This window comes from Candidatus Binataceae bacterium, assembly GCA_035508495.1.
GTDB lineage: Bacteria > Desulfobacterota > Binatia > Binatales > Binataceae > JASHPB01.
On sequence record DATJMX010000019.1, the window covers coordinates 1 to 23,597 of the forward strand.

At 60.9% G+C, this 23,597-nt stretch carries 21 protein-coding genes and 1 tRNA gene; 14 read left to right on the forward strand and 8 right to left on the reverse strand.

Features of this window, described 5'->3' with window-relative positions; translation table 11 throughout:
* Positions 1 to 10 precede the first annotated feature (10 nt).
* The 6 genes from VMA09_05950 to VMA09_05975 form a co-directional block, all read right to left on the reverse strand.
* Positions 11 to 86 (reverse strand) — tRNA-Asn (locus tag VMA09_05950).
* A gap of 100 nt (positions 87 to 186) precedes the next feature.
* Positions 187 to 1,077 (reverse strand): hypothetical protein, encoded by an 891-nt coding sequence (locus tag VMA09_05955; GenBank protein ID HUA33129.1) that lies wholly within the window; start codon positions 1,075 to 1,077, stop codon positions 187 to 189.
* Between the two features lie 61 nt (positions 1,078 to 1,138).
* Entirely contained in the window at positions 1,139 to 2,299 is a 1,161-nt protein-coding gene (locus VMA09_05960) for an acyl-CoA dehydrogenase (protein ID HUA33130.1), read from the reverse strand.
* 133 nt (positions 2,300 to 2,432) lie between these two features.
* Positions 2,433 to 2,789: a hypothetical protein gene (locus VMA09_05965; protein ID HUA33131.1), complete on the reverse strand. Its 357-nt coding sequence runs from the start codon at positions 2,787 to 2,789 to the stop codon at positions 2,433 to 2,435.
* Positions 2,790 to 3,002: 213 nt separating this feature from the next.
* A complete protein-coding gene (locus tag VMA09_05970) occupies positions 3,003 to 3,353 on the reverse strand; it encodes a hypothetical protein (GenBank protein HUA33132.1) in 351 nt (116 codons plus the stop codon).
* 97 nt (positions 3,354 to 3,450) lie between these two features.
* Positions 3,451 to 3,756, reverse strand: coding sequence for a hypothetical protein (locus tag VMA09_05975; protein HUA33133.1), 306 nt, complete (start codon positions 3,754 to 3,756; stop codon positions 3,451 to 3,453).
* A gap of 127 nt (positions 3,757 to 3,883) precedes the next feature.
* Here VMA09_05975 and VMA09_05980 point away from each other — a divergent pair, with 127 nt between their 5' ends.
* Positions 3,884 to 5,125: an MFS transporter gene (locus VMA09_05980; protein ID HUA33134.1), complete on the forward strand. Its 1,242-nt coding sequence runs from the start codon at positions 3,884 to 3,886 to the stop codon at positions 5,123 to 5,125.
* Here the strand turns inward: VMA09_05980 and VMA09_05985 are convergent.
* Both VMA09_05985 and VMA09_05990 read right to left on the reverse strand, forming a co-directional pair.
* A complete protein-coding gene (locus tag VMA09_05985; protein ID HUA33135.1) occupies positions 5,101 to 6,492 on the reverse strand; it encodes a hypothetical protein in 1,392 nt (463 codons plus the stop codon). The genes VMA09_05980 and VMA09_05985 overlap by 25 nt on opposite strands.
* A gap of 206 nt (positions 6,493 to 6,698) precedes the next feature.
* Entirely contained in the window at positions 6,699 to 8,249 is a 1,551-nt protein-coding gene (locus VMA09_05990) for a right-handed parallel beta-helix repeat-containing protein (GenBank protein HUA33136.1), read from the reverse strand.
* 266 nt (positions 8,250 to 8,515) lie between these two features.
* On the opposite strand from VMA09_05990, the gene VMA09_05995 reads away from it, so the two are divergent.
* The 13 genes from VMA09_05995 to VMA09_06055 all read left to right on the forward strand — a co-directional run bounded on the left by VMA09_05995 (position 8,516) and on the right by VMA09_06055 (position 23,586).
* A complete protein-coding gene (locus VMA09_05995; protein HUA33137.1) occupies positions 8,516 to 9,625 on the forward strand; it encodes an LLM class flavin-dependent oxidoreductase in 1,110 nt (369 codons plus the stop codon).
* Positions 9,625 to 10,380, forward strand: a complete 756-nt coding sequence (locus tag VMA09_06000) for an acetoacetate decarboxylase family protein (GenBank protein HUA33138.1) — start codon at positions 9,625 to 9,627, stop codon at positions 10,378 to 10,380. The genes VMA09_05995 and VMA09_06000 overlap by 1 nt, the downstream gene beginning before the upstream one ends.
* A 243-nt stretch (positions 10,381 to 10,623) precedes the next feature.
* The gene (locus VMA09_06005; protein HUA33139.1) at positions 10,624 to 11,328 is read left to right on the forward strand and encodes an NADH-quinone oxidoreductase subunit I; all 705 of its coding nucleotides are present in this window, start codon (positions 10,624 to 10,626) and stop codon (positions 11,326 to 11,328) included.
* A gap of 6 nt (positions 11,329 to 11,334) precedes the next feature.
* Positions 11,335 to 11,580, forward strand: a complete 246-nt coding sequence (locus VMA09_06010; GenBank protein ID HUA33140.1) for a hypothetical protein — start codon at positions 11,335 to 11,337, stop codon at positions 11,578 to 11,580.
* Between the two features lie 47 nt (positions 11,581 to 11,627).
* Positions 11,628 to 12,938: a phosphomethylpyrimidine synthase ThiC gene (thiC, locus tag VMA09_06015; protein ID HUA33141.1), complete on the forward strand. Its 1,311-nt coding sequence runs from the start codon at positions 11,628 to 11,630 to the stop codon at positions 12,936 to 12,938.
* Entirely contained in the window at positions 12,925 to 13,404 is a 480-nt protein-coding gene (locus VMA09_06020; GenBank protein HUA33142.1) for a peroxiredoxin, read from the forward strand. The genes thiC and VMA09_06020 overlap by 14 nt, the downstream gene beginning before the upstream one ends.
* Positions 13,405 to 13,496: 92 nt before the next feature.
* On the forward strand, positions 13,497 to 14,726 hold the full coding sequence (moeB, locus tag VMA09_06025; protein HUA33143.1) for a molybdopterin-synthase adenylyltransferase MoeB: 1,230 nt from the start codon (positions 13,497 to 13,499) through the stop codon (positions 14,724 to 14,726).
* 709 nt (positions 14,727 to 15,435) lie between these two features.
* Positions 15,436 to 15,729 (forward strand): hypothetical protein, encoded by a 294-nt coding sequence (locus tag VMA09_06030; GenBank protein ID HUA33144.1) that lies wholly within the window; start codon positions 15,436 to 15,438, stop codon positions 15,727 to 15,729.
* Positions 15,726 to 17,351 carry a carboxylesterase/lipase family protein gene (locus tag VMA09_06035; protein ID HUA33145.1) on the forward strand — a complete coding sequence of 542 codons (1,626 nt, stop codon included), beginning with the start codon at positions 15,726 to 15,728 and terminating at the stop codon, positions 17,349 to 17,351. Before VMA09_06030 ends, VMA09_06035 begins: the two co-directional genes overlap by 4 nt.
* An 830-nt stretch (positions 17,352 to 18,181) precedes the next feature.
* On the forward strand, positions 18,182 to 18,358 hold the full coding sequence (locus VMA09_06040) for a hypothetical protein (GenBank protein HUA33146.1): 177 nt from the start codon (positions 18,182 to 18,184) through the stop codon (positions 18,356 to 18,358).
* Between the two features lie 123 nt (positions 18,359 to 18,481).
* Positions 18,482 to 19,138: a histidine phosphatase family protein gene (locus VMA09_06045; GenBank protein HUA33147.1), complete on the forward strand. Its 657-nt coding sequence runs from the start codon at positions 18,482 to 18,484 to the stop codon at positions 19,136 to 19,138.
* A gap of 123 nt (positions 19,139 to 19,261) precedes the next feature.
* Entirely contained in the window at positions 19,262 to 22,441 is a 3,180-nt protein-coding gene (locus VMA09_06050) for an efflux RND transporter permease subunit (GenBank protein ID HUA33148.1), read from the forward strand.
* 2 nt (positions 22,442 to 22,443) lie between these two features.
* Positions 22,444 to 23,586, forward strand: coding sequence for an efflux RND transporter periplasmic adaptor subunit (locus tag VMA09_06055; protein HUA33149.1), 1,143 nt, complete (start codon positions 22,444 to 22,446; stop codon positions 23,584 to 23,586).
* Positions 23,587 to 23,597: the final 11 nt, after the last annotated feature.

Here is a 23,597-nt window from a genome sequence, read left to right on the forward strand (position 1 = left end):
CACTTAGAATTGGCTCCCCGGGCCGGATTCGAACCAGCGACCCGACGGTTAACAGCCGTCTGCTCTACCGACTGAGCTACCGGGGAGCGCTCAGAGCGCGATCGGAACTATCCTTGGTATCCGTCCGCGCACGCGAAATCAAGATTCACCTGCGCCGTGTCCATTCTCCCTGATTGACGGCGTGAATCAATGAGACGTAGGCGGGGTCGCGGGGGCGGGGCCGCCGAGCGCCTTATCCTGGATCGATGCCATCGTGCGCACCGTCTCGACGATCACGCGCGCCGGCAGCACTCCGGCAAGGCCGGAGAACAGCGGATCCGATGACGCCGCGGAGTTGGCCTCGATCATGCCCCACAGGGCGAAGCGTAGGCCTGCGCTGACGAAGACCGGAGCGCCGCTCGAAAATCCCGGCGCGGTACCGCCATCGAGCAGCGCAAGTTCCTGTACGCCTGCGCCGATGACTTCGGTCTCCGCCGGAAGCGGTACCGACACATGGCCGAAGCGCGCCAGCGCCTCGAAGCGTTTGTTAGTGACACCGACGGTCGCGGCGGTGAGATAGTAGAGTTGCGCACCGGTTTCCGGCCGCGCGTAAGGATCGTCGGCGCCCATCACCGAGCTCAACGCAATCGGCGCAATGCTCGCGTTTTCGGGACTGAACGGCACCGCGGCGACGTCGGCCTTGGCGTTACGCGGATCGAGAATCCATTTGCTTTCGGGCGGCAATTCTTCTTCGCGCATCGCGCCGGTGCGCTTGTCCTCGACGCTCAGCCTGAGGCCGTAGCGTGCGTGGCCATTCTCGTCGAGCAAATTGTGATGGGTAGTCACGAGGTAAACGAACGATCGTCCCGGCGCCGATTGGCTCGGCACTGCGATGAAAAACGCAGTCCCGACCTGCACCGTTCGTGAGCCCTCGTGTGCGACGATTCCGGCGACATTGCGCAGCGTCTGCGTGCCGATTTCAGCCGCGTTCGAGAGTGCGGGCGCTACGGCAATTGCAAGAACAGACGAAAGAAAAGCCGCGCGACAAAAGCGGCGCACGGCGCTGCGTACTTGTGAACCACCAGATGTTTTCAACACGGCAGAGCAGCATAGCAGCGGCGGCATCGCCGCGTAAGTCAGCCGCCGCGCGCGATCGCGCTCAGCGGCGCAGCAGGTTGCGCGCCACGACCCAACGATGAACCTCGGTCGGGCCGTCATAGATCCGCATGTTGCGCACCATCCCCGCCATCAGTTGCAGCGGCAGTTCCTTGGTCATGCCCATCGCACCGAAGGTCTGCATCGCATGATCGATGATTTCCCACGCCATCTCGGTGCCAAAGACTTTGATCATCGAGATTTCGCTGCGCACGTCGCGGCCCTGATCGATCTTCCATGCGGCGTCGTAGGTCATCAGCCGGCAAGCGTGAATCTTCGTCGCGGCGTCTGCTATCCACCACTGGATCGCCTGGCGCTCCGAGAGTGGCGCGCCGAAGGTGCGGCGCTGCGGCGCGTACTCGAGCATCATTTCGAGCGAGCGCTGCGAAAGCCCAATGCACCACGAGGCCATCTGCACGCGCCGCGTCGATAGCCGCAGCTGCATCGGCGCGAAGCCCTGCCCCTGCTTGCCAAGCAGGTTCGCATGCGGCACGCGGCAATCCTCGAGCGCGATCTCGTAGGTGAAGGCGCCGCCAATCATCGGGATCCGCCGCACCACGTTGAATCCCGGCGTGCCCTTATCGACAAGGAACGCGGAGATTCCGCCGCGTGAGCCTTCGACGCGATCCGTCACCGCCATCAGGATCGTAAAGTCGGCTTCGGCTGCGCGGCTGACCCAGATTTTGCGGCCGTTGATGATCCACTCGTCGCCCTGCCTCACCGCTCGCGTCGTCATCGCGGCGGGATCGGCGCCTGCGCCGGGCTCCGAGATTCCGATCGCCGAGATCGTCCTGCCGCTGACGTAAGGCGCGAGATAGCGCTTGCGCTGATCCTCGTTGACGGTCGCGCTCAGCATTCGCAGGTTCGGCGAATCGGGCGGCAACACGTACGGCGTCACGGTGCGGCCGATTTCTTCTTCGACACCGATCATCGCGGTCGAAGGGAGATCGGATCCGCCGACATCAGCGGGAGCATCGAGCCCCCAGAGCCCGAGCTCACGCGACCGGGCGTCGAGCGGTTCGCGCTCTTCGTCCGTCAGCTTGGCGCCTTCGCCGTTCGCCTCGCGGACGAGCACTGCCGGCTCGAGCGGCAGCAGATCGTCGCGCACGAAGCGCGCAACGAGATCCTTGAGCATCTGATGTTCTTCACTCAGCCCGAATTCCATGGCGTAGCCTCACGGCGCTCGAATTTGAGCGACACCTTTCCAGATTCCGGCGCGGAAACAAAGTCGGTGAAAACAGCAATGGCGCGGGTCTCGCCCGCGCCATCGTCAAAGAGCTGAAATGTTGACTAGTTGTTTACCAGCGATCGCCACGATCGCCGCCGCGGCCGCCGCGCTCACCTCCGCCGTAGCCCCCTCCACCGCCGCGTCTGCGATCGCCGCCACCGCCGCCGCCGCGAGGACCGCCGGTGCTGCGCGCCTCGTCGATCTTGATCTTGCGGCCCTTGAGATCTTGGTCGTTGAGTTTCTCGATCGCTCCCGCCGCTTCGGTTGGATCGGCCATCTCGACAAAGCCAAACCCGCGCGACTGACCGGAGAACTTGTCAGACACTACGACCGCGCTTTCGACTTTACCCGCCTGGGCAAAAAAATCGGCGAGATCCTGCTGCGTAACTGAGTAGGCAAGATTGCCTACGTACAATTTCGTGGGCATCGAGGTCCTCCTTCAAACATCAGCCAGGAAGCGTCCAAACAGGAGACCCCGCTGCCGGAAAAGTAGCTTGGATCTTCGAGAAAGGCGGCGTCCGAGCGATTACGCGATCGAGACTAACGGCGCTGCATAGTGGTGTAAAGTCGCAGGCACACCGCCGCATTTGCTGTTTCGCCATACTGCGCAATTCTCTGTTTCGGTGCGCACGCGACAGTACTAATTCGGTTGCGACTCTGCATGACGATGAGGAGGTGGGTCCGCGTTGCGTTGTACCTCAACGTCAACCGGAAAGCCGTCGAGCGTGGATGGAACTTTGCTGCTCACTTCGTCGAGGTGATCGGGGCTGTCCACCTCAACCGCGAGCACCACTTCGCCGCGATCGTTGATTACGGTCGCGACACCGCGGACGTGCGGCATCTTCATCAACTCCGCCAGATGCTCCTGACGCACTTGTGCGATTTGCTGCGCGTCGGCGGCGTAGGGATTCTGATCGTCGTCGTACTGTGCCCACGCGGCTCGTGCGCCGATGACTCCGATCGCCAGCACTGCGAAGAGCGCGTACTTCACAGGAAATTTATCGCGCCGAAAGCAGCGTCAACTCAAGCGGGAGGGCGGGCGAGGGCCCATGAAATTAGACCCTCGCCCCTGGCGGACAGAGGAGCGGTTAGTTGAGAACGATCGGCTGTAACGCTCGATCGACCTGGGCCTGCGTGACCGGCTCGCCGTTCTGAATCTTCGCGATCAGCTTGTCGATGTCGTAGCTGCGATAGGCAAACGGCAGATGATTCTTGCTGCCCTGCGCTGCGGCCTGGGCTTCGCCCGAAGCATTCGCCAGCATCGCGAGGTCTTCCTGAGCCTGATACGAACTCGCTATTGGGGCGCGTCCCAAACCGACCGGACCTGCGAGCGCGGGAAGCGCGAGACCGAGAACAAAAGCCGCCGAAGCGGTGATCGAAATGATTGATTTCATAGCACTGATCTCCTTGCGGATGTTCTATGCATTCATTGATTCTGCAATTGAGATGCCGCCGCGAAGTCCACAGATACATTGAGGAATGCTTTTTTCACGAGGCGGCATCGACTATTCATTGCACGCCATGGACTCCGCCGCGCCGACCAACTCATCCGCGCCAAGGCGCACAATCACCTCCAACGAAGCAGCGCATACGCTGCTGGCGAGCTTTCTCGGCTGGATGCTCGATGCGTTCGACTTTTTCATTCTCGTCTTCGTGCTGCCGAGCGTCGCAAAGGATTTTCACCGCTCGATTCCTGACCTCGCATTCACGATCACGGCGACGCTCGCGATGCGTCCGGTCGGGGCGCTGATCTTCGGTTGGGTCGCGGATCGCTACGGCCGCCGCATCCCGCTGATGGTCGACGTCATCTTCTATTCAATCGTCGAAGTGTTGAGCGGGCTCGCGCCGAGCTACGGATGGTTCCTGTTTCTGCGCGCGCTGTACGGCATCGGGATGGGCGGCGAATGGGGCGTTGGCGCATCGCTCGCGATGGAAGCGGTGTCGCCGCGGATGCGCGGATTCTTCTCGGGCCTTTTGCAGGAAGGCTACGCGGCGGGATACCTGCTCGCGGCGGCCGCGTTCAATTTCGTCTTTCCGCACTTCGGATGGCGGGCGATGTTTTTTCTGGGCGGCGCTCCGGCGCTGCTGACGATTTATATTCGCACCAAAGTGCCGGAGTCGGAGGCGTGGGAACGCACGCGCCCTGACATGCAGCAGATCAAGTCGGCGATCGGCTCCAATCTGAAGCTTTTCCTTTACATGATCGTGCTGATGACGATGATGAACCTCGTCTCGCACGGCACCCAGGACATCTACCCGACGTTTCTCAAAATTCAGCGCGGACTCGACACGCATGGCATCGCGAAGATGGCGATCATTTACAACATCGGCGCGATTATCGGCGGCCTCGTGTTCGGCTACCTGTCAGATCGAATCGGACGCAAGCGCGCAATGATGACGGCCGTCATCGGCGGCGCGCTGATCGTGCCGTTCTGGATTTTCCCCAAGTCGCTCGCGATGCTGACGCTCGGCGCCTTCATTATGCAGTTCATGGTGCAGGGCGCATGGGGCGTAATTCCGGCGCATCTGACGGAGATGTCGCCCCCGGAGGTGCGCGGCCTCTTCTCGGGCCTCGCCTACCAGATGGGCGTGCTGCTCGCCGCCAACGCCGCGTTCGTCGAGGCGCTGCTCGCGGAGCGCATCGGCTACTCAGTCGCGCTTGCGCTTGTCGGCGCCACGGTCATGATCGGCGCCGCAGTGGTCGTATCATTCGGCAGTGAGCGGCCCGGCCGCGATCTTCACCTCGCAGCCGCCGACGACTGATCTACTCCGCGATTCGCAAGGGCCGGCAGATTACGCCGCACCTGTTCCATCATCTCCTCGTCAGAGATCGAGGTAGTGCGTCCGTCAGCGTATTGCGCATCGACCCACTCGGCGATCTTCAGCACCTCGGCGGATTTCTTATCGACCTGGCGATCGCGTCCAAGTCCCAGGAACGAGTTGATCCACCATGCGATTCCAGCCGTGCCTGACGTTTTGTCGACCGCTACGCGCGGCGGACGGCGCAGGATCTTAGCCGTATCGAACACGTTGTAGATTTCCTCGTCCTTGAGCAGACCGTCGGCGTGAATACCGGCGCGCGTCACGTTGAAATCGCGTCCCACGAACGGATAATTCGCGGGAATTCGGTAGCCGATTTGATTCTCGAAGTACTCGGCGATCTCGCTGATGACCGACAGATCCATTCCGTTCGGGTCGCCCTTGAGCGACACGTAATCCATCACGAGTCCTTCGAGCGGAGGATTGCCGGTGCGCTCGCCATAACCGAGCAGTGTGCCGTTGGCGTACGTGCATCCGTAAAGCCACGCCGCCGTCGCGTTGGCGAGCACCTTGTGAAAATCGTTGTGCCCGTGCCATTCGAGGCACTCCGGCGGCACGCCGCATTCGCGCCTGAGCCCGAGAATCAGCTTCGGCACGCTGCGCGGAATCGCGACGCCAGGATACGGCACGCCGAAGCCGAGCGTATCGCAGACGCGAATCTTGATCGGAATTTTGCTCGCCGCGCTGAGCTCCATCAGCTTCGACACGAACGGCACGACGAAGCCGTAAAAGTCAGCCCGCGTCGCATCCTCGAGATGGCAGCGAATGCGAATCCCGGCGTCGAGCGCGGCCTGCACAATACCGAGGTAATCCTCGAGCGCCTGGCGCCGCGTGCGCTTGAGCTTCAGGAAGATGTGATAGTCGGAAGCCGAAGTCAGGATTCCGGTCTCGGCCAGGCCCATTTCTTTCACGAGCTTGAAGTCGGCCTTGACCGCGCGAATCCATCCCGTGACTTCGGGGAACTCGAAGCCCAGCTCCTGGCATCGCCGCACCGCCTCGCGATCGACGTTGGAATAGAGAAAGAACTCCGATTGCCGGATGATGCCGCGCGGGCCGCCGAGCCGATGCAGCATCGCGTACATCGCCACGATTTGCTCGACGGAATAAGGCGGCCGCGCCTGTTGGCCGTCGCGAAAGGTGGTGTCGGTGATAAGAAACTCGGGCGCCGGGTCGGGCTGCTCGACGACGCCGTCGAAAACGATCTTAGGCACCGCGTCGTAAGGAAAAACGTCGCGCAAAAGGTTGGGCTCGGCGACGTCGACAAGCTCGTGACGCCCCGCAATCTGGTTCGGGTTCGCTGAATCACTCATGAAACTGCTCCTCGCTCGAAGTGGCGATGCACTTTCCGAAATATCCCGCTAATCAACATATGTCAAGTTACATGAAGAGATCTGAATGTTGAAATTCGGATTAAGAACGGATTGCGCCAACAAGTCCCGGACGGACTTCGATCGTGGGACAGAAAACCTCGCGCCTGCCGATAGAGCGGCAGGCGCGAGCTTTTACGCGATGCTGATTAGAAAAGTATCTTCTTTCCGAGCAGCAGGAGCGGGAAAATGCCGCCGCTCGAGCCGGGCGGCGGCGCGACGGCGCCGTATTCGAAAGCGCCCGCCGAACAGGATTTGGGATGAATCGGGGCGGGGCGGCCGTAGCCGCGCTGATCAGTGGTTACGCGAATCGGAATCGGAGTGGACGTCTGCGCCAAGCATTGGTTGGCGGGTACGAACTCAGCCGCCGCGCTCGAGGCGCTGAGCGCGATCGTGAGCGTCGGTCCGCCATGGTTTCCAAGCCCGGTCGGATCCAGTCCGGGATCGGTATTGCTAACGCTGCCAGGCCCCATCGGACACGACGCGTCGCTATAGATATTATAGCCCTGATCGTTGTAGCGGCTGGGCGGAAACGGGACATAGCAACTCACCCCGCCGGATACGATGTTGCCGCGGAGGATCGTGGCGGTGAACTGTGCCTGGTTATTGTAAGTATAAAATGTATGCGCGCCATTATTCGCGAATGTGCTGAAGGCAGCGTCCACGATCCCGTTGGTATTCGAGAATGCTCCACCATTTGAAGCGCTCAGGCCGTTTCCAGAAAACGTGCTGTTAAGGATGGTCACCTCGGCGTCGCCACCGGAACTTCCATCATTGACGATCGCGGGACCGCTGTTAGCGGTGAAGGTGCTGCCAACGATGTTAGTAGTCACTGTTCCGAAATTAAAGATCGCATTACCATTGCCGGAGAACGTACAATTACTCACTTGCCCGGCGCCGCGACTGTGGTTGAATGCGACTTGCTGATTATTGCCGAACAGTGAGTCAGTGATCGTCGTGGCTCCGATAGCACCGCCTTGAACTGCCACTTTATTGCCGGTGAATGTGCTGTTCTTGATCGTGAGCGCACTCCCGTTCTCATTCACCGCGACACCTTTGTTGTTGACGAAGTTGCCCTGGTCGATCGTAGTCTGCGAGATTGGCGGCCCCGGCGGCCCGATCGTAAGAGACCTCGAATCGACAACAGCGGAGTTCAGATTGCCATTTCCAGTGAATGTCGAGTTCGTTATCGCAATGACGGTATTGGTACCCGCAATTACCGAACCGCCAAAGTTGGTAAAACTGCAGTTGCTGATCGTTACATGGAGGGGATCAACGGAAAGCGCGAACAGGGCGTTTGCCGGGCCTCCAGAAAATCCAATGTTGCTGAGCGTCAAGCCTTTGAACCGTGCGGGGAGCGTCAGCGAAACAGCCTCGAGCATATCCGCCGGAATACTGCTGGCACTCACGTTGATGCCATTTGGAGTCGGACCTTCGATCGTGAGCGTGCCATTCACAAGTCTGGGCAGCTCGCTCGTGAGCACGATCGTCTGACCCGCGACCGACGGCGAGAATTTGATCGTGTTGTTGTCGCCGCCCCGTGTAGCACAGGATGCTCCGGGTGAGGGGTTGCCTTGCGACGCATTGATCGCGTCGCGCAGGGTGCAGTGCCCGCTACTCGTCGTATCCGAGACCGTATTGACTTCGTAGTCCGTCGCCGACGCAATGCCAGCGAGAGCGAACATCAAGACTGCCGACATTGCGGCGATCCCAAATCGCGTCAACGTGACCATCTGAACCGTCCTTTCAATTTGTGGCGTATCGCGAGACCGGTGGGCCAACTTTCGCCTTTAATTGGCCGAAGCATGCATAGCGCGGTTTACCCACCCTTTTCCACTGTTTCAGCATGAGCCTTGCAGCATGAGCCTTGCGATGTGTCCGCTCCGAGGCTCGGGGCTTTCGTTTGGACGCTGGATGCGCTAAACGAGCGGTTAGTTGGAGCGCCATCCAACGGAGGTGAATCCCCATGAAATTTGGCATTTTCTATGAGATCTCAGTGCCGCGGCCGTGGGGACCGGAGACCGAGCGCACCGTCTATGACAACTGCCTCGAGCAGGTCGCATTGGCGGACGAGCTCGGCTTCGATCAAGTCTGGGCCGTCGAGCATCACTTTCTCGAAGAGTATTCGCACTGCTCCGCGCCCGAGCTGTTCCTGACCGCCTGCGCGATGCGCACCAAGAAGATGCGCGTCGGGCATGGAATCGTGGTCTGCGTGCCGGAGTTCAATCATCCGATCAAAATTGCAGAGCGCACCGCCGTGCTCGACATCCTGTCGCACGGCCGCCTCGAGGTCGGCACCGGACGCTCCGCGACCTGGACCGAGCTCGGAGGCTTCCGCGCCAATCCCGACGAGACCAAGAAAACCTGGGACGAGTTCGTGCACTGTCTGCCCAAGATGTGGACGCAGGAGCGCTTCTCCTACCAGGGCCGCTCGTGGTCGATGCCGACGCGCACCATCGTGCCGAAGCCCTATCAGAAGCCGCATCCGCCGATGTGGGTTGCGGTCACCAGCCCGGGCACCGAAATCGATGCTGCCGAGCGGGGGATGGGCAGCCTCGGCCTGACCTTCGGCGGATTCGCCGAGCAGGAAGAGAAGGTCAAGCGCTATCGCAAAATTATCAAGAGCTGCGAGCCGGTCGGCTCGTTCGTCAACGAATCGGTATCGACGGTTAACTTCCTGTATTGCCACGAGGACGATGCCGAAGGGGTGAAGGTCGGCAAGCGCATGACCGGCGTTTTCAACTATCTCGCCGCGCAGCTGCTCGCCGCGCGCGAGGCTTATCCGACCAAGTCGTATCCGTCGCTTGGATTGCTGCCCTCGCTGCGGCGCGACGTGTCGAGCCCCGGTGACGAGTCGGGCGCGCCCGAAGGAATCGCGATGGGCAACCCGGCGCGTATCACGCGCGAGCTCAAGAAGTGGGAGGCGGTCGGCGTCGATCGCGTTAACTTCCTGTTGAATGCGCTCGAGACCGTGCCGCAGGAAAAGGTGCTCGCGAGCCTGCGCCTGTTCGCCAAGGAAGTCATGCCGCACTTTCAGTCGAGCGATGCCGCCTCGGCGGCCGCGGGAGGTCGTTGATGCCACCGCGGTTTGGATCGTTGGATTTGAATAAGTGGGCGAAGTTCGCCAGCGTGATCGACGGCTACAAGACTGACGCACTGACGCTCAAGGGCGCGCACATCCTCGAGCTGCATATCGAGATCGACGACGACCCGGCGGATGCGTTGATCCCCAAGACGATGCATCCGTCGATTCCGGCTTACGCGGTGTTCAACTTCGTATCGTATCCGGAGAGCCCCTGCGGTCCGTTCGCGGTCGCCGAGGTTCGCGTCGCTGGCCGCACCGGCGTGCGTCCGCGCAGCTTCGTGCTGTCGAGTATCTGCAACAACGAAGAAGCGGCGAAGGCGCTCGCGAGCCGCTGGGGATATCCGACGCAGGTCGGCGACGTCAAGCTCGATTTGCGTCACGATCGAATCGTCGGCAAGGCCAGTCTCGGTGGCAAGCCGGTGCTCGAATGTGAACTGCTCGATCGCGACGCGATCTCGGGCGGCGACATCCAGTACATCGCGAGCATGCATCTCGCACGCAATAAGCAGGACGACCAGCTCGTGCTGGTGCAGGTCGATCCTGAGTACGCTTTCAGCAGGGCCGAGCGCGGCAAGCCACGCGTGGGCCTGCTCGATATGGACGCGTTCCACGTCGGAGCGTGCCTAAGGCTCGCGAATCCGATCTCGGCGTGCTACGCGGTCGCCGACGTGACGCTGCCGAAGATCAGATACATCTGCAATCCGGAGCTGCCGGCGATGCAGGGCACGACCAAAGTCGCCGCCTAGCCGAGCGATGATAGCTAATGTGAAAGCCGCGCCCCGCAAGGGCGCGGCTTTTTCTTGGTCATGACGTCACTCGAAGTTAGCGCCAGTGGGCGCCGCATCGGGACCTCACGCTCGCCTGATTTCTGACCGGGCGATGAGTTCCTTGACTGCAATTTGAGGGGCTCCGTATAGTGGCGGCAGATGGGCCCCTTGCCTTGATTTCCGGGCCTCTTGCTCCGACCGAACTCTTGCGCTGGTTGTCAGATGAAACGACGTGAAGAAATGACCTTCTGGGAACGGCTCTACCTGCCGGAGATTCTCAAGGGTCTTGCGATCACCAACTACCACTTCGCCCGCAACCTCATGCTCCATACCGCGCATATGTTCGGCCTCGCCAAGAGCAGAAGGGCGACTACCACCGTCCAGTATCCCGAAGAGCGCAAGCATTATCCCGATACCTATCGCGGCAGCCATCGCCTGACCCTGCGCCCCGACAGCTCCGTGCGATGCACCGCGTGCTTTCTCTGCGCGACGGCGTGCCCCGCGCAGTGCATCTATATCGAAGCGGGCGAGGCGCCCGATCCGCACGTCGAGAAGTACCCGCTGCGCTACGAGATCGACACCCTGCGATGCATCTACTGCGGGCTCTGCGTCGAGGCCTGCCCCTGCGACGCGATCCGCATGGACACCTACGTGCATCCGCGCATCTGGGGATTCGATCGCAAGGACTTCGTCGAGACCAAGGAAACCCTCATGCATCGGTCGCACGTCCTCGCCGACAAAGGCCGCGAGGGCAACATGGACGAGCTCCAGGCCTGGTACAAGGAACAGGACGCGCAGGTTTACAATCCGCTTCGCCCCGAGCTCAAGACCTACACCGAGCGCGACCGCCCAAGCCATATGCTCGAAGCGCCGGAGCTGACCGAGATGCCCGCGATCGATCGCCACCAGGCGCGCAACGGAAAGTAATCGTTCATGACGCGGGTGACCATTGGGCTGTGCCTGGCGTCGCTCGTCGTCCTGTTTATCGCGTATGCGAAGGGCGTCGGCGTCATCCACGGCGGCAATGTGATGGGCCACGTGTATTGGGCGACGGGTGCGTTGACCCTGGTGGCGCTCGCGATTTTTATCGCGATCGCGCATCTCGCCCGCGCCGAGCGGATGATTCGTGAGTTGCGCGAGCTATGCGCTCGCAACGGCATCGACTACGGCGAAGACTAGGCTATAGTTTGAACTTCGGGCCGGCTTTGGCCCGCAGAGGTTGCCAGATGACCCAGATAGAAGCTGCCCGCAAGGGCGTCATCACCCAGCAGATGCTCGAAGTTGCCGAGGACGAAGGCCTCAGCCCCGAGGAGATTCGCGATCTGGTCGCAAGCGGCGAAGTCGTCATCCCGCACAATATTCATCACGACTTCCGCGCCATCGGCATCGGCCGTCGGCTGCGCACCAAGGTCAACGCCAACATCGGCGCGTCGAATTTCCATCAGCTCGTCGGCGAAGAAGTAGAAAAACTCTACACGGCGGTTCGTTACGGCGCCGACTCGGTGATGGACCTCTCGACCGGCACCGACCTCGACAAGATTCGCGTCGAGATTCTCTCGCGCTGCTCCGTGATCCTCGGCACCGTGCCGATTTATCAGCTCGCCTCCGAGCGCTCGATCATGGAAATGGACGCGGAGCACTTCCTCGAAGTCATCGAGCGCCAGGCGCGCCAGGGCGTCGACTACATGACGCTGCATTGCGGCGTCACGCGCGACAGCGTCGCCAAACTGCGCGGCCATCAGCGCATCGAAGGCATCGTATCGCGCGGCGGCGCGGTTCTGGCGGCATGGATCGAGCGCACCGGCCAGGAGAATCCGCTCTATTCACATTACGACGAGGTCTGCAAAATCCTGCGCGAGCATGACGTGACGATCTCGCTCGGCGACGGGCTGCGTCCCGGCGCCACGGGCGACGCCACCGATCGCGGCCAGATCGCGGAGCTGCTCGTGCTCGGCGAACTCACCGAGCGCGCCCGCGCCGCGGGCGTCCAGGTGATGATCGAAGGTCCGGGGCATGTGCCGCTCGATCAGATCGAAGCGAACGTGAAGCTCGAAAAGCGCGTATGCGGCGGGGCACCGTTCTACGTGCTGGGACCGCTGACCTGCGATGTCGCACCGGGCTACGACCACATCACCGGCGCGATCGGCGGCGCGATCGCATCGGCCGCGGGCACCGATTTTCTCTGCTACGTCACCCCGGCCGAGCATCTGCGCCTGCCGGACATCAACGACGTTCGCGACGGCGTTATCGCCACGCGAATCGCGGCTCACTCGGGCGACCTTGTGAAGGGCGTGCGCGCGGCCAAGGTCTGGAACGACCAGATGTCGCGCTACCGCAAGGCGCTCAACTGGGAGGGCATGTACGCGATGGCGATGGACCCCGACAGGGCGCGCTCGTACAAGGAAGAGAGCGAGGCCGCCGGCTCCAACGTCTGCTCGATGTGCGGCTCGCTGTGTTCGATCAATATCGACAACGCCGCGATCAAGTTCACCAAGCGCCGCGCGCTTGCCGAGGCAGAAGCTCATGCCGCGGGGTGACGAGAATCACGACTACTCCGCCGCGCTCGAGCTGGAGCTGAAAGACCAGAACGGAGTAACGCGGCGGCTCGCCGATTTTCGCGGTCACAACCTGGTTGTGTTCTTCTATCCAAAAGATGACACGCCAGGATGCACGGTCGAGGGCAAGGAGTTTCGCGATCACTTCGAGGAATTCCGCGCGCTCGATACGCACATCATCGGCGTGAGCACCGATCCGGTCGACCGCCATCTCGCGTTCGCGACCAAGCACGCGTTTCCGTACCTGCTGCTGTCCGATGAGGGCGGCCAGCTCTGCGAGGCATTCGGCGTGCTGCGCGGAACGCGCGCGGCGCGCTCGACCTTCGTCTTCGATACGGATTTGCGCGTGCGGCGCGTCTTCCAGGAAGTGACGCCGCGCGGTCACGCGGCGCAGGTGCTGAGCCTGATACGCGCGCTGGTCGAATCGCATCGAATGATCGGCGGCTGATCTGATACAACGCGCCTGATGCGCCGCTGGGGCGCCATGGTTATAGTTGTGAATTGAAACCAACGCTGCCCGCGGGCGGGACGGTGAAGCTTATGGCAAAGACATCGAAAAATATCATCGACGAAGCGCGCGCCAATATTAAGGCGATCGACATCGACGAAGCGCGCAAGATGCTCGATAAGCCGGGCACGGTGCTGATCGACGTGCGCGAGCCCGACGAATGGCGCCAGGGCCATATCCCCCAGGCGGTCGCGATTTCGCGCGGATTCCTCGAGCTGCGCGTCGAAGAAAAAATTCCTGACCACAAGACGCCGGTAATCGTCCAGTGCGCATCGGGAACGCGCTCGCTGCTCGCGGCGCGCACTCTGCGCGAACTTGGCTACGAGAATCTCTACAACCTGACCGGCGGCTTCAACGCGTGGAAGGATCGCGGCCTGCCGTGGGTCGCGGATCGCCAGTTCACGAACGAAGAGCTGAATCGTTACTCGCGCCATTTCGTGATCCCCGAGGTCGGCGAGAAGGGCCAGGCCAGACTGCTCGATTCCAAGGTCTTGCTGCTCGGCACCGGCGCCCTCGGCTCCCCTTCATCGCTATATCTCGCCGCTGCGGGAGTGGGGACCATCGGCCTCGTCGATTTCGATGTCGTCGATCTCTCCAACCTCCAACGCCAGATCGTTCATAACGTCGATCGCGTCGGGATGCTGAAGACCGAATCGGCGCAGAAGCAGATCAACGCGCTCAACCCCGGTATCAAGGTCGTGCGCCACGATGTGCGCCTCACGTCCGAGAACGTGATGGGCATCATCAAGGACTACGACGTGGTCGTGAACTGCGGCGACAACTTCCCGACGCGCTACCTCATCAACGATGCGTGCGTGTTCGCGAAGAAGCCGCTGGTCGACGGCGCGATCTTCCGTTTCGAGGGTCAAGCCACCGTTTTCTGGCCCGACAAGGGCGGCCCCTGCTACCGATGCCTGTATCCCGAGCCCGCGCCGCCTGACATGGCCCCGTCTTGCGCGGAGGCCGGGGTGCTCGGCGCGCTGCCAGGGGTGATCGGCTCGATCGAAGCGCTCGAAGCGATGAAGATCCTCCTCGGCGCAGGCCATCCGCTAATCGGCAAGATGGTTTACTTCGACACGCTGTCGGAGCGCGACTACGTGCGCATCCTGAAGATCCGCAAGGATCCGAAGTGCCCCGTATGCAGCGAGCATCCAACCCAGACCAGCCTCATCGACTACGAAGCCTTCTGCGGCCTCGGCACCCCACAAAACGGCACGGCTCACGCAACCGAAGGAGCGGCGGCAAGCGCGGCGGCGCGCTAGCTTTCAGTTTTCTATCGCGCAACCTAAGGCGGTCATTTGTCAGCCGAGAAGATCGCTCGATTGACTGTTCACGCGCGTTCTAGGCGAGACTCATATCGCGCGTGATCGTTCAATAAGGCAAAGACCCTCTATCCGTCGTCACGTCGGCAAATGAATTGTGACGTCGCAATCGAAGAAGTCGTCAATTCTGGTGCGCATCGCCGCCATCTAAAGGTCCGGCTACGATCGGACCATGTCCGTTCGGCGGCCGCCTAAACGCGAACGAGACCAGAGCAAAGGTGTTTGCCGCGAAAAGCGGCGTGACATCGCCCGAAATTCTGTTCAGACTCAAGACGCCAGGAAGGCGTAGTTTCGTTGGCCGGGGGGCATAAGACGGCGTTTCCACCGCTGTTGAGCGTCGGACGACATCCAAAGACAGTGGACGAATTGCGTGAGCTTTGCGTTACCGACCCGATGTTCGCGTTGTCGAAGGGTCGTTCTGAGATATTTGCTTCGCGGAGGAAATATTTAAGGAGCTCACGTCAGAAAAATTCCGGCGGAAATTTGGGTTGATGGAAGCTTTTTGACAAAAAAATTGAACCGGATGATGTTGATTTGGCCGTAGTGCTAAGGGAAGCGGACTTACCAACTACTTCAACCGGGATAGCGCTCTTGAAGAGGATTGCAGCTAAAGGATTTAAGTTAAAATAGATATCTTAGTTTAAAACCCATGAAAAGGATTCTATTGTCCACGTTGCTTTTCTTCTTCGTTCTTTCAACCTTCTTTACTGCGGCGCGGGCTGCTGGAGGACCCGAGTTCAACTACTTCACCGTTTCGGCACCTATTCGTTTGAAGATTGGACCGCATGAGTCTATCGATGAATACACACTCGAAACGCTGGGCGCTGTGGTGATTAGCACTAAGGTTCCATTCCAGTGGAACATGGAAATAGATAACTCGGAAGGATCGCGCACACATTTAAACTCAATGGCAACCGCGCGGACCGAGGGCGCGCCATCGTGAAATATCGTCGAGCAGTGACGATGATCGCGATTCTCTGCTCGGCAGCACTCGCTGTCATTTCCCATCCCCTCGCCGCCGGTGCCGATTCAGCGACCTCTGGCGTGGTGGTGGTCAAAACTCGGCCAGGCTCCGTTCGCGGCTTGATTAACGGACACACGCGCAAATTCATGGGAATCCCGTTCGCCGCGCCTCCGGTTGGCAAGCTGCGATGGGAACCGCCGCAACCGCATGCGGACTGGACCGGAATCCTCGATGCAGCCCGGCCAGGCAGTTCGTGTCCGCAAATGAGCTTTTCCGGCTCTCGTCTTGAAGGATCGGAAGACTGCCTCTATCTAAATGTCTATACGCCGAATCCGGCAGGCAGTGGACTGCCGGTGATGGTCTGGATACACGGCGGCTCGTTCATTATGGGTTCGGGGGCGGATTACGACGGCACGATGCTCGCGCAAAAGGGCAATCTGATCGTGGTGACGATCAATTATCGCCTTGGACCGCTAGGATTTCTCGCGAGCCGCAGCATCGAGCGCACGAGCCCCGATCATACTTCCGGCAATTACGGAATCATGGATCAGCAGGTCGCGTTCAAGTGGGTAAAGGAAAATATCGCGGCGTTTGGCGGAGATCCGTCGCGAGTGACTATCGCGGGCGAATCCGCGGGCGGCCAAAGCGTGGGCTTGCAGATCGTGTCACCGCTTGCTGCAGGATTATTTCAGCGCGCGATTCTGGAGAGCGGGCCCTTCATCTCAATGCGCCCGATCGCCTCAACGCGCACGCTCGCCGAGCAGGATAAGCACAGCGACGAATTCATCGGCAAGCTCGGATGCAGCGGCGCCTACGATGTCCTCGCATGCCTGCGCGACCAGCCGCTCGATCAGGTCATGAGAGCTCTCCCCGCGAGCCCGATCGGACAGGCAGAACCGGTCTGGGCTCCGGTGATCGATGGGCACGTGGTGCCGACTGAGCCGGGCGACGCTCTGCGCGCGGGCAAGTTCAACAAGGTACCTGTCATCAGCGGCTCCAATCACGACGAAGGCACCCTGTTCATGGCCTATGGCCAGCAGCTCAGCGTCGCTCAGTATGAAGCCGGATTGCGGCATTGGTCGGGAGACAAGGCGCCGCAAGCGCTGGAAGCGTATCCGGCGTCAAAATACTCGACTCCGCTGCAAGCCCTTGCGGCGGTGTTCGGCGACAGAATACTCAGTTGTCCGATAATAGGAGCGACCGAGTTACTATCTACGCAGGTGCCAGTGTTTCAATATGAATTCAACGACCCGCATGCGCCGGGACTTTTCCCGAATCCACCATTTCCGCTCGGCGCCTCGCATGGCTCGGAAATCCCGTACGTATTCGGAAGCGCCAGCCAGAGAGCATCGGCGACGCCCGAGCAGCAACGGTTATCCGACGCGATGATGCAGTACTGGATCGACTTCATCCTTACGGGAGACCCCGATGGGCATCAGCCGCGATGGAACCGCTACAGCGACACTACTCATCAGGTGCTGTCGCTCGCGCCGGGCGCGATCAGGATGGAATCAGATTTTCGCGCCGAACATCACTGCGACCTGTGGGAGTCGATGGACACAAGCGGCTTGCGCGTCGGTCGAGCCGCAGACGGGCAATGACTGCCTGCATTCAAGGTTGGTAACGACGGGCATTCGTTATCAGAGGCATTGATGCAAACTTGGCTTGCCGGTAACAAGCGCCGGTCGTAAGGTCATGCTCGTGTTGGCGACTCTTGAGCATACCAGCAATCCGGCTTAAACGCATTCGCGAATGTGGGCAATTCGTCTCTTTACAAGAATGATCTTGCGTCCTTCAACCACTTCGTCACAATTGGAAAGTTCCTCGACACTCGAATGGGGCCTGAGTTTGACATGAAACTTACCCTAACTATTGGGGACATGAACGACCAAGAGCGAAAGGTGACCGTGCCTCTAACGCAAATGCAACTCACGCCCATCGCTAAACCTTAAGCGACCATTCGGATATCAGAGTTATCCAGAGTTCTACCGTCCCCGGCGGGATGATCTCCGATGCCGATTTCTTTCCATTTCAACCAGAATCGGAGATATCTAGTTATGTTTCGTTTGGCGGCGGCGCCTGGACTAGTCAGACCTTCACAATATCGGCGAACCGCACCAATTCCGGCGAGTGAGATCGAATTGGCGGTTCTCGGTATTGCCGTGCTGGTAGCGTTTGGTGTCATTCTCGCGCTGGCGTGGAATCGCTTGAATGCGAGACCGTCGAACGCAGCGTCCAAAGGGCTGGAAAGGAGTTGATTTCGATTTCCCCGACCCCTGAGCCTTCATCCGGCGTCGAGTGACAAACTCCTTCAATCTTGCTCATACACTCATCTCCACTTACTCGCACGGGGCAATCCGCCTGGCGTAGTGCGTATGGTGCAATCGATGAATCGTTCCGAGCGGTATCTTTCGAGCGTCGCGAGCGTCGATTGATCGATGAGACGAATGATGTGGAAGGGGAGACTCTGAATATGGTGGGAGAACTGGTTGGCGGCGGCGTCGTGAACGGCACCTTCCATTTGCGCTTTCTGAACGCACCCGATATCAAGGGTCGCATAGGCCGTTCGTTCGCACGCGGCGGCGATTTAAACTGGCCTTTCTCGTGAAATGTGGGCGGGCGGCAGCGATGGCGTCCGCCTTGTGTTTTCTGGAATTATTCATCGGCGAGGAACTTGCGGATGGCGCTCGGACCGTTTTATGTCGCGCAAAGGCTTCGGGAGGGAAAGGGCTTGAGAGGGACCGCGCTTTTCATGCGCCACGGCGAGACCGCGTGGAATCGCGAGGGCCGCGTGATGGGCCGCAATCAGATCAATCTCGACGAGCACGGCCGCGCCCAGGTCGCAGCCTCGATCCCGTTCGCGCAACTGATCGCGCCCGAGATCATTGTGAGCAGTCCGCTCAATCGCGCAAAGCAATCCGCCGAGATCATCGCAAGCGGCCTCGACGGCGTGCAGATCGCGCTCGATGAGGATCTCTCCGAAGTTCAATACGGCCGCTGGGAAGGGATGGTTTACGACGAGCTGGTCGATGACCCCGAGTATCGCACCTATCGCGAGCATACCCTGGACACTCCCACTCCCGGCGGCGAGACCATCGCGCAGGTGCAGACGCGCGGCGTGGCGGCCGTGCTGCGCGCGATCGCGGCGAACCCGGCCCGCCGCGTGCTGTTCGTATCGCACGGCGACATCATTCGCACCGTGCTCTGTCATTTCATGGGCCTCGGCCTCGAGCACTTCCGGCGCATCCGCGTCGACAATGCAACGTTCTCCGCGATCCAGATCGCGGGCGATTTCGCGGAGATTAAATTTCTTAATCTGCTGCCCGATCCGGGGCGCGCTTTCGTTGCACCATTCAAGAGCAAGCGCAATAAAGTTGAGAATCACTAGCCGCGTGGCATAGTTCTCGCGGTAACAATTTGTGCGGTAGAGGCAGCGGGCCTCCGCCGCTTGAACTCCGTGATCGTTTCTTCCGCTCCCGCGCGGGATGCGGAGGACGGGAGCGCGCGTCGTATGTGGATTGTCCAACTCGCGCTGCGAAGACCGATCAGCGTCGCCGTGATGGCAGCGCTCATGCTCCTGCTGGGGCTGGTGTCGCTGTCCACGATGAACTTCGACATCTTTCCCGCGATTAACATCCCTGTCGTCGATTGCGTCTGGTACTACCCCGGCCTGTCCGCCGAGGAGATGGAGCAGCGCGTCGTCAGTATCAGCGAGCGCGCCTCCTCCACCACGATGAACGGCGTCGAGCACATCGAATCGACCTCGCTCAACGGCATCGGTCTGCTCAAGTTTTACATGCAGCCCGGCGCCGACACGGGGCTTGCGATTTCCCAGCTCGTCTCGGTCTCGGAAGCGATCAAGAACATCCTGCCGCCCGGCATCAGCCCGCCGAGCGTCATCGACTATAACGCGACCAACGTGCCGATCGCGTTCATGGTGATGTCGAGCGAAACGCTGCCGCAGAGCCGCGTTTACGACTTCGGTTACAACTTCGCGCGCCTGTTCCTGTTCACCATTCCCGGCTTGTCATCGCCCGCTCCCTTCGGCGGTGCGCAGCGCCAGATCATGGTCAACATCGATCCGGCCGCGATGTATGCGCGGGGCGTGTCGCCGCAGGACGTGGTCAACACGATGCAGGCGCAGAACGTCATCATTCCGGGCGGCGACGCCAAGATCGGCGACACCGACTACAACGTCGTGATGAACGGCAGCCCGCGCACGGTCGCCGCGCTCAACACGCTGCCGATCAAGGTCGTCAACGGCGCGCCGGTTTATATCGGCGACATCGCTCACGTGAGCGATACCTCCGCGGTGCAAACCGACGTCGTGCGCTTCAATGGCCAACTCGCAACCTACATGCTGATCCTGAAGCATGCGTCGGCCTCGACCCTGACGATCGTCGATTCGGTGAAGGCGATCATGCCGCGGATGCTCGCGATCGCGCCCAAAGGACTCACCGCGAAGCTCGCGTTCGATCAATCCGTGTTCGTGCGCGAGTCGCTCAAAGACGTTCTGCAGGAGGGCGTGATCGCGGCATCGCTGGTCGCGCTGATGGTGCTGCTGTTCCTGGGATCGCTGCGCAGCACGCTCATCGTTATCACCTCGATCCCGCTCGCGATCCTCACCTCGATAATCGGACTCAAGCTCACCGGCCAGACGATCAACATCATGACGCTGGGCGGGCTCGCCCTCGCGATCGGAATGCTGGTTGACGACGCGACCGTCGAAGTCGAGAACATCCATCGCAACCACGCGATGGGCAAGCAGCTCGGCGTGGCGATTCTCGACGGCGCGCGCCAGATCGCAGTGCCGGCCTTCGTCGGCACGCTCGCGATCTGCATCGTGTTCTCGCCGGTCGTCGCTCTAACTGGTGTCGCCAAGTTCCTCTTTACCCCGCTTGCGCTCGCCGTCGTTTACGCGATGCTCACGTCGTACCTGCTCTCGCGCACGCTGGTGCCGAGCATGGCGCTGCATCTTCTTGCCGACGAGCCCGAGGGACACGCCGTCAAAGGATGGCTCGGCCGCGTGACGACGCGCTTTGAGAATTGGTTCGATCGCCAGCGCGACCGCTACGGCATCCTGCTCGCGCGAATCATGGCGCATCGCGCGCTGGTCCTCGGCTGCATCGCGATTATCGTCGTCGCCTCGATGGGCCTGGTGCGGGTCGCGGGCGAAGACTTCTTCCCGCGCGTCGACTCCGGCATGATCCGGCTTCACGTGCGGGTTCCCGTCGGCAAGCGAATCGAGGAAACCGCGCGCATCCTCGACGGCGTCGAGCGCACGATTCGCTCGGTCATCCCGTCCAACGAACTTTCGGTGATGACCGACCACATCGGCCTGCCGGTCTATTGGGCGCTGCTCTTCTACCAAACCGACAGCATCGGCCCGCAGGACGCCGACATCCAGATTCAGCTCTCCGCCGATCATCATCCAAGCCTTGGCTATGTCGATCAGATTCGCGACGCCATCCATCGCCGCTATCCTGGAGTTATCATCTATCCACAAGCAGCCGACATTATCAGCCAGGTGCTCAGCTTCGGCCTGTCGGCGCCGATCGACGTGCAAATCGTCGGCCGCAATCTCGATGACGATTATCGAATCGCCGAAGAGTTGCAGGACCAGGTCGCAACCATTCCCGGCGCGTCCGATATCCGCATCGCACAGGTGATTGACTATCCGACGCTGCGCATCAAGGTCGATCGCGAGAAGGCCCTGGAGCAGCAAATCACCCAGCGCGACGTGACGATGAGTATCCTGACCTCGCTCGCGTCGAGCGTCGTCACTTCGCCGAACCAATGGCTCGATCCGCGCAACGGCGTCAATTACAGCGTGGCGGTGCAGACCCCGCAGCATATCGTCGATTCGATCCAGGCCATCGGCCGCACGCCTATCACCTCGAGCACCGACGGCACTCCCGCCCAGTTCCTGACCAATCTCAGCGACGTATCGCACGAGGTCCAGGCGCAGGGCATCAACCACTACACGGTGCAGCGCGTCGTCGATTTGAATTGCAATGTCGAAGGACGCGATCTCGGCTCGGTCGCGGCCGCGGTGCAGGCCAAAGTCGATGCGCTCAAGGACCTGCCCGCGGGCACGCGCGTCACGATTCGCGGCGAAGCGGAGGCCATGAATGCTTCGTTCACGAGCATGGGTACCGGGCTGCTGCTCGCGATCGTGCTCGTGTACCTCTTGATGGCGACTAACTTCCAATCATGGGTCGATCCACTGATCATTATGATGGCGGTGCCGGGCGCGCTGGCCGGCGTGCTCTGGATGCTGGTGGCGACGCGCACCACGCTCAACGTCGAATCCATGATGGGCGCGATCATGGCGGTCGGAGTCGGCGTCGCCAACGGCAACCTGCTCATCACCTTCGCCAACGATCTTCGCGAGCAAGGGCACGACGTGGTGAGCGCCGCGATCCAGGCCGGCATCACGCGGATGCGCCCGGTGATCATGACCGCGCTTGCGATGATCCTCGGGATGCTGCCGATGTCGCTGGCGCTCGGCGCGGGCGGCGAGCAGAACGCTCCGCTGGGCCGCGCCGTGATCGGCGGCCTGATCGCGGCCACGATCATGACGCTGATCGTCGTTCCCGTCGTGTATTCGTTCTTCAGCGGCGAGCGAATCGGCAAGCGCCAGCGCGACGCCGAGGTTGCGGCGCTGGTGGAAATCGCGGAAAAGGATTGACCATGACTGAGAACTCCACTCCCGCGCCGATTCGTTCCGGGCCGCTTTTTTATGCGGTCTGGATCGGCGCTGTCGTGCTGGTGCTGTGCCTGCTCGGCGGGTTAGTGCTCGCGCGCGACATTTGGGTTTCCCATCAAACTGCTTCGCTCGAGCAGCAGGAGCAGCTCGGCCCAGTTGTCGTGGTCGTGCCGCTGACGCATGAAAGCGAAACGCGCGACGTGATCTATCCCGCCGCCGTTCACGGCTACTTCGAGAGCCCGATCTATTCGAAGGTCGCCGGCTACATCGATAAGATGTTCGTCGACAAGGGCGATCGGATTAAGAAGGATCAGCTCCTCGCTATCGTCGTGTCACCAGAGCTTGACCAGCAAGTGAATGACGCGCTCGCGAGCTACAAGATCGCCGCGATCACAAATCGCCGCTACCAGGACCTGGTGCACGCCTCGGTCGTTCCGCAGCAGCAAGCCGATGAAACCAACGCCCAGATGAAAGAGACTTACGCGAAGTGGCAATCGCTCAAGGCCGAGCAGGGCTACGAGCGCGTGCTCTCGCCTTACGACGGCGTGGTCACGGCGCGCAATCTCGATCCTGGCGCGCTGGTTGCCGAGCAGAGCGCGCAGGCGAGCTCGAATCCTCCCATCTTCAACACCGCGACGCTCAAGCCCGTACGCGTTTATGTGCAGATGCCCCAGGACGACGCCGCGTTTATCAACGACGGCGACAAATCAGAGGTGACGGTCTCGCAATATCCCCGCGATCAGTTCACCGGCTCCGTCACCCGGCATCCCCAGGCGCTGATGCAAGACACGCGCACGATGCTGGTCGAGGTGGATTTGCCCAACGATGATCTGAAGCTGCTGCCCGGGATGTTCGCTCACGTGAACATCAAGCTTCACGGCGCGTCGTCAGCGCCGCTCGTGCCCGACGAGGCGCTGGTCTTCGAAAAAGACAAGGTCTATGTGCCGGTGATCAACGGCGATCGAATCCATCTCGCCGAAGTGACTCTCGGTTACGACGACGGTATCCGAAGCCAGATTCTGCAGGGGCTCACGGGTAACGAGAAGGTCGCCTTGAACCTCGGGCAGGCCGCGCGCGACGGCGAAGTCGTGCGCCCGATCGAGCAGCCCGAAGAAGCGCAAAAATAGGTCGAAAGATC

What these genes read in the sequence shown, in the direction of transcription:
- VMA09_05960 (HUA33130.1), bottom strand. Translation starts at nt 2,299, where the DNA reads ATGGAATTCGGGCTGAGTGAAGAACATCAGATGCTCAAGGATCTCGTT.
- VMA09_05965 (HUA33131.1), bottom strand. Translation starts at nt 2,789, where the DNA reads ATGCCCACGAAATTGTACGTAGGCAATCTTGCCTACTCAGTTACGCAG.
- VMA09_05975 (HUA33133.1), bottom strand. Translation starts at nt 3,756, where the DNA reads ATGAAATCAATCATTTCGATCACCGCTTCGGCGGCTTTTGTTCTCGGT.
- VMA09_05980 (HUA33134.1), top strand. Translation starts at nt 3,884, where the DNA reads ATGGACTCCGCCGCGCCGACCAACTCATCCGCGCCAAGGCGCACAATC.
- VMA09_05985 (HUA33135.1), bottom strand. Translation starts at nt 6,492, where the DNA reads ATGAGTGATTCAGCGAACCCGAACCAGATTGCGGGGCGTCACGAGCTT.
- VMA09_05990 (HUA33136.1), bottom strand. Translation starts at nt 8,249, where the DNA reads ATGTCGGCAGTCTTGATGTTCGCTCTCGCTGGCATTGCGTCGGCGACG.
- VMA09_05995 (HUA33137.1), top strand. Translation starts at nt 8,516, where the DNA reads ATGAAATTTGGCATTTTCTATGAGATCTCAGTGCCGCGGCCGTGGGGA.
- VMA09_06000 (HUA33138.1), top strand. Translation starts at nt 9,625, where the DNA reads ATGCCACCGCGGTTTGGATCGTTGGATTTGAATAAGTGGGCGAAGTTC.
- VMA09_06005 (HUA33139.1), top strand. Translation starts at nt 10,624, where the DNA reads ATGAAACGACGTGAAGAAATGACCTTCTGGGAACGGCTCTACCTGCCG.
- VMA09_06010 (HUA33140.1), top strand. Translation starts at nt 11,335, where the DNA reads ATGACGCGGGTGACCATTGGGCTGTGCCTGGCGTCGCTCGTCGTCCTG.
- thiC (HUA33141.1), top strand. Translation starts at nt 11,628, where the DNA reads ATGACCCAGATAGAAGCTGCCCGCAAGGGCGTCATCACCCAGCAGATG.
- VMA09_06020 (HUA33142.1), top strand. Translation starts at nt 12,925, where the DNA reads ATGCCGCGGGGTGACGAGAATCACGACTACTCCGCCGCGCTCGAGCTG.
- moeB (HUA33143.1), top strand. Translation starts at nt 13,497, where the DNA reads ATGGCAAAGACATCGAAAAATATCATCGACGAAGCGCGCGCCAATATT.
- VMA09_06030 (HUA33144.1), top strand. Translation starts at nt 15,436, where the DNA reads ATGAAAAGGATTCTATTGTCCACGTTGCTTTTCTTCTTCGTTCTTTCA.
- VMA09_06050 (HUA33148.1), top strand. Translation starts at nt 19,262, where the DNA reads ATGTGGATTGTCCAACTCGCGCTGCGAAGACCGATCAGCGTCGCCGTG.
- VMA09_06055 (HUA33149.1), top strand. Translation starts at nt 22,444, where the DNA reads ATGACTGAGAACTCCACTCCCGCGCCGATTCGTTCCGGGCCGCTTTTT.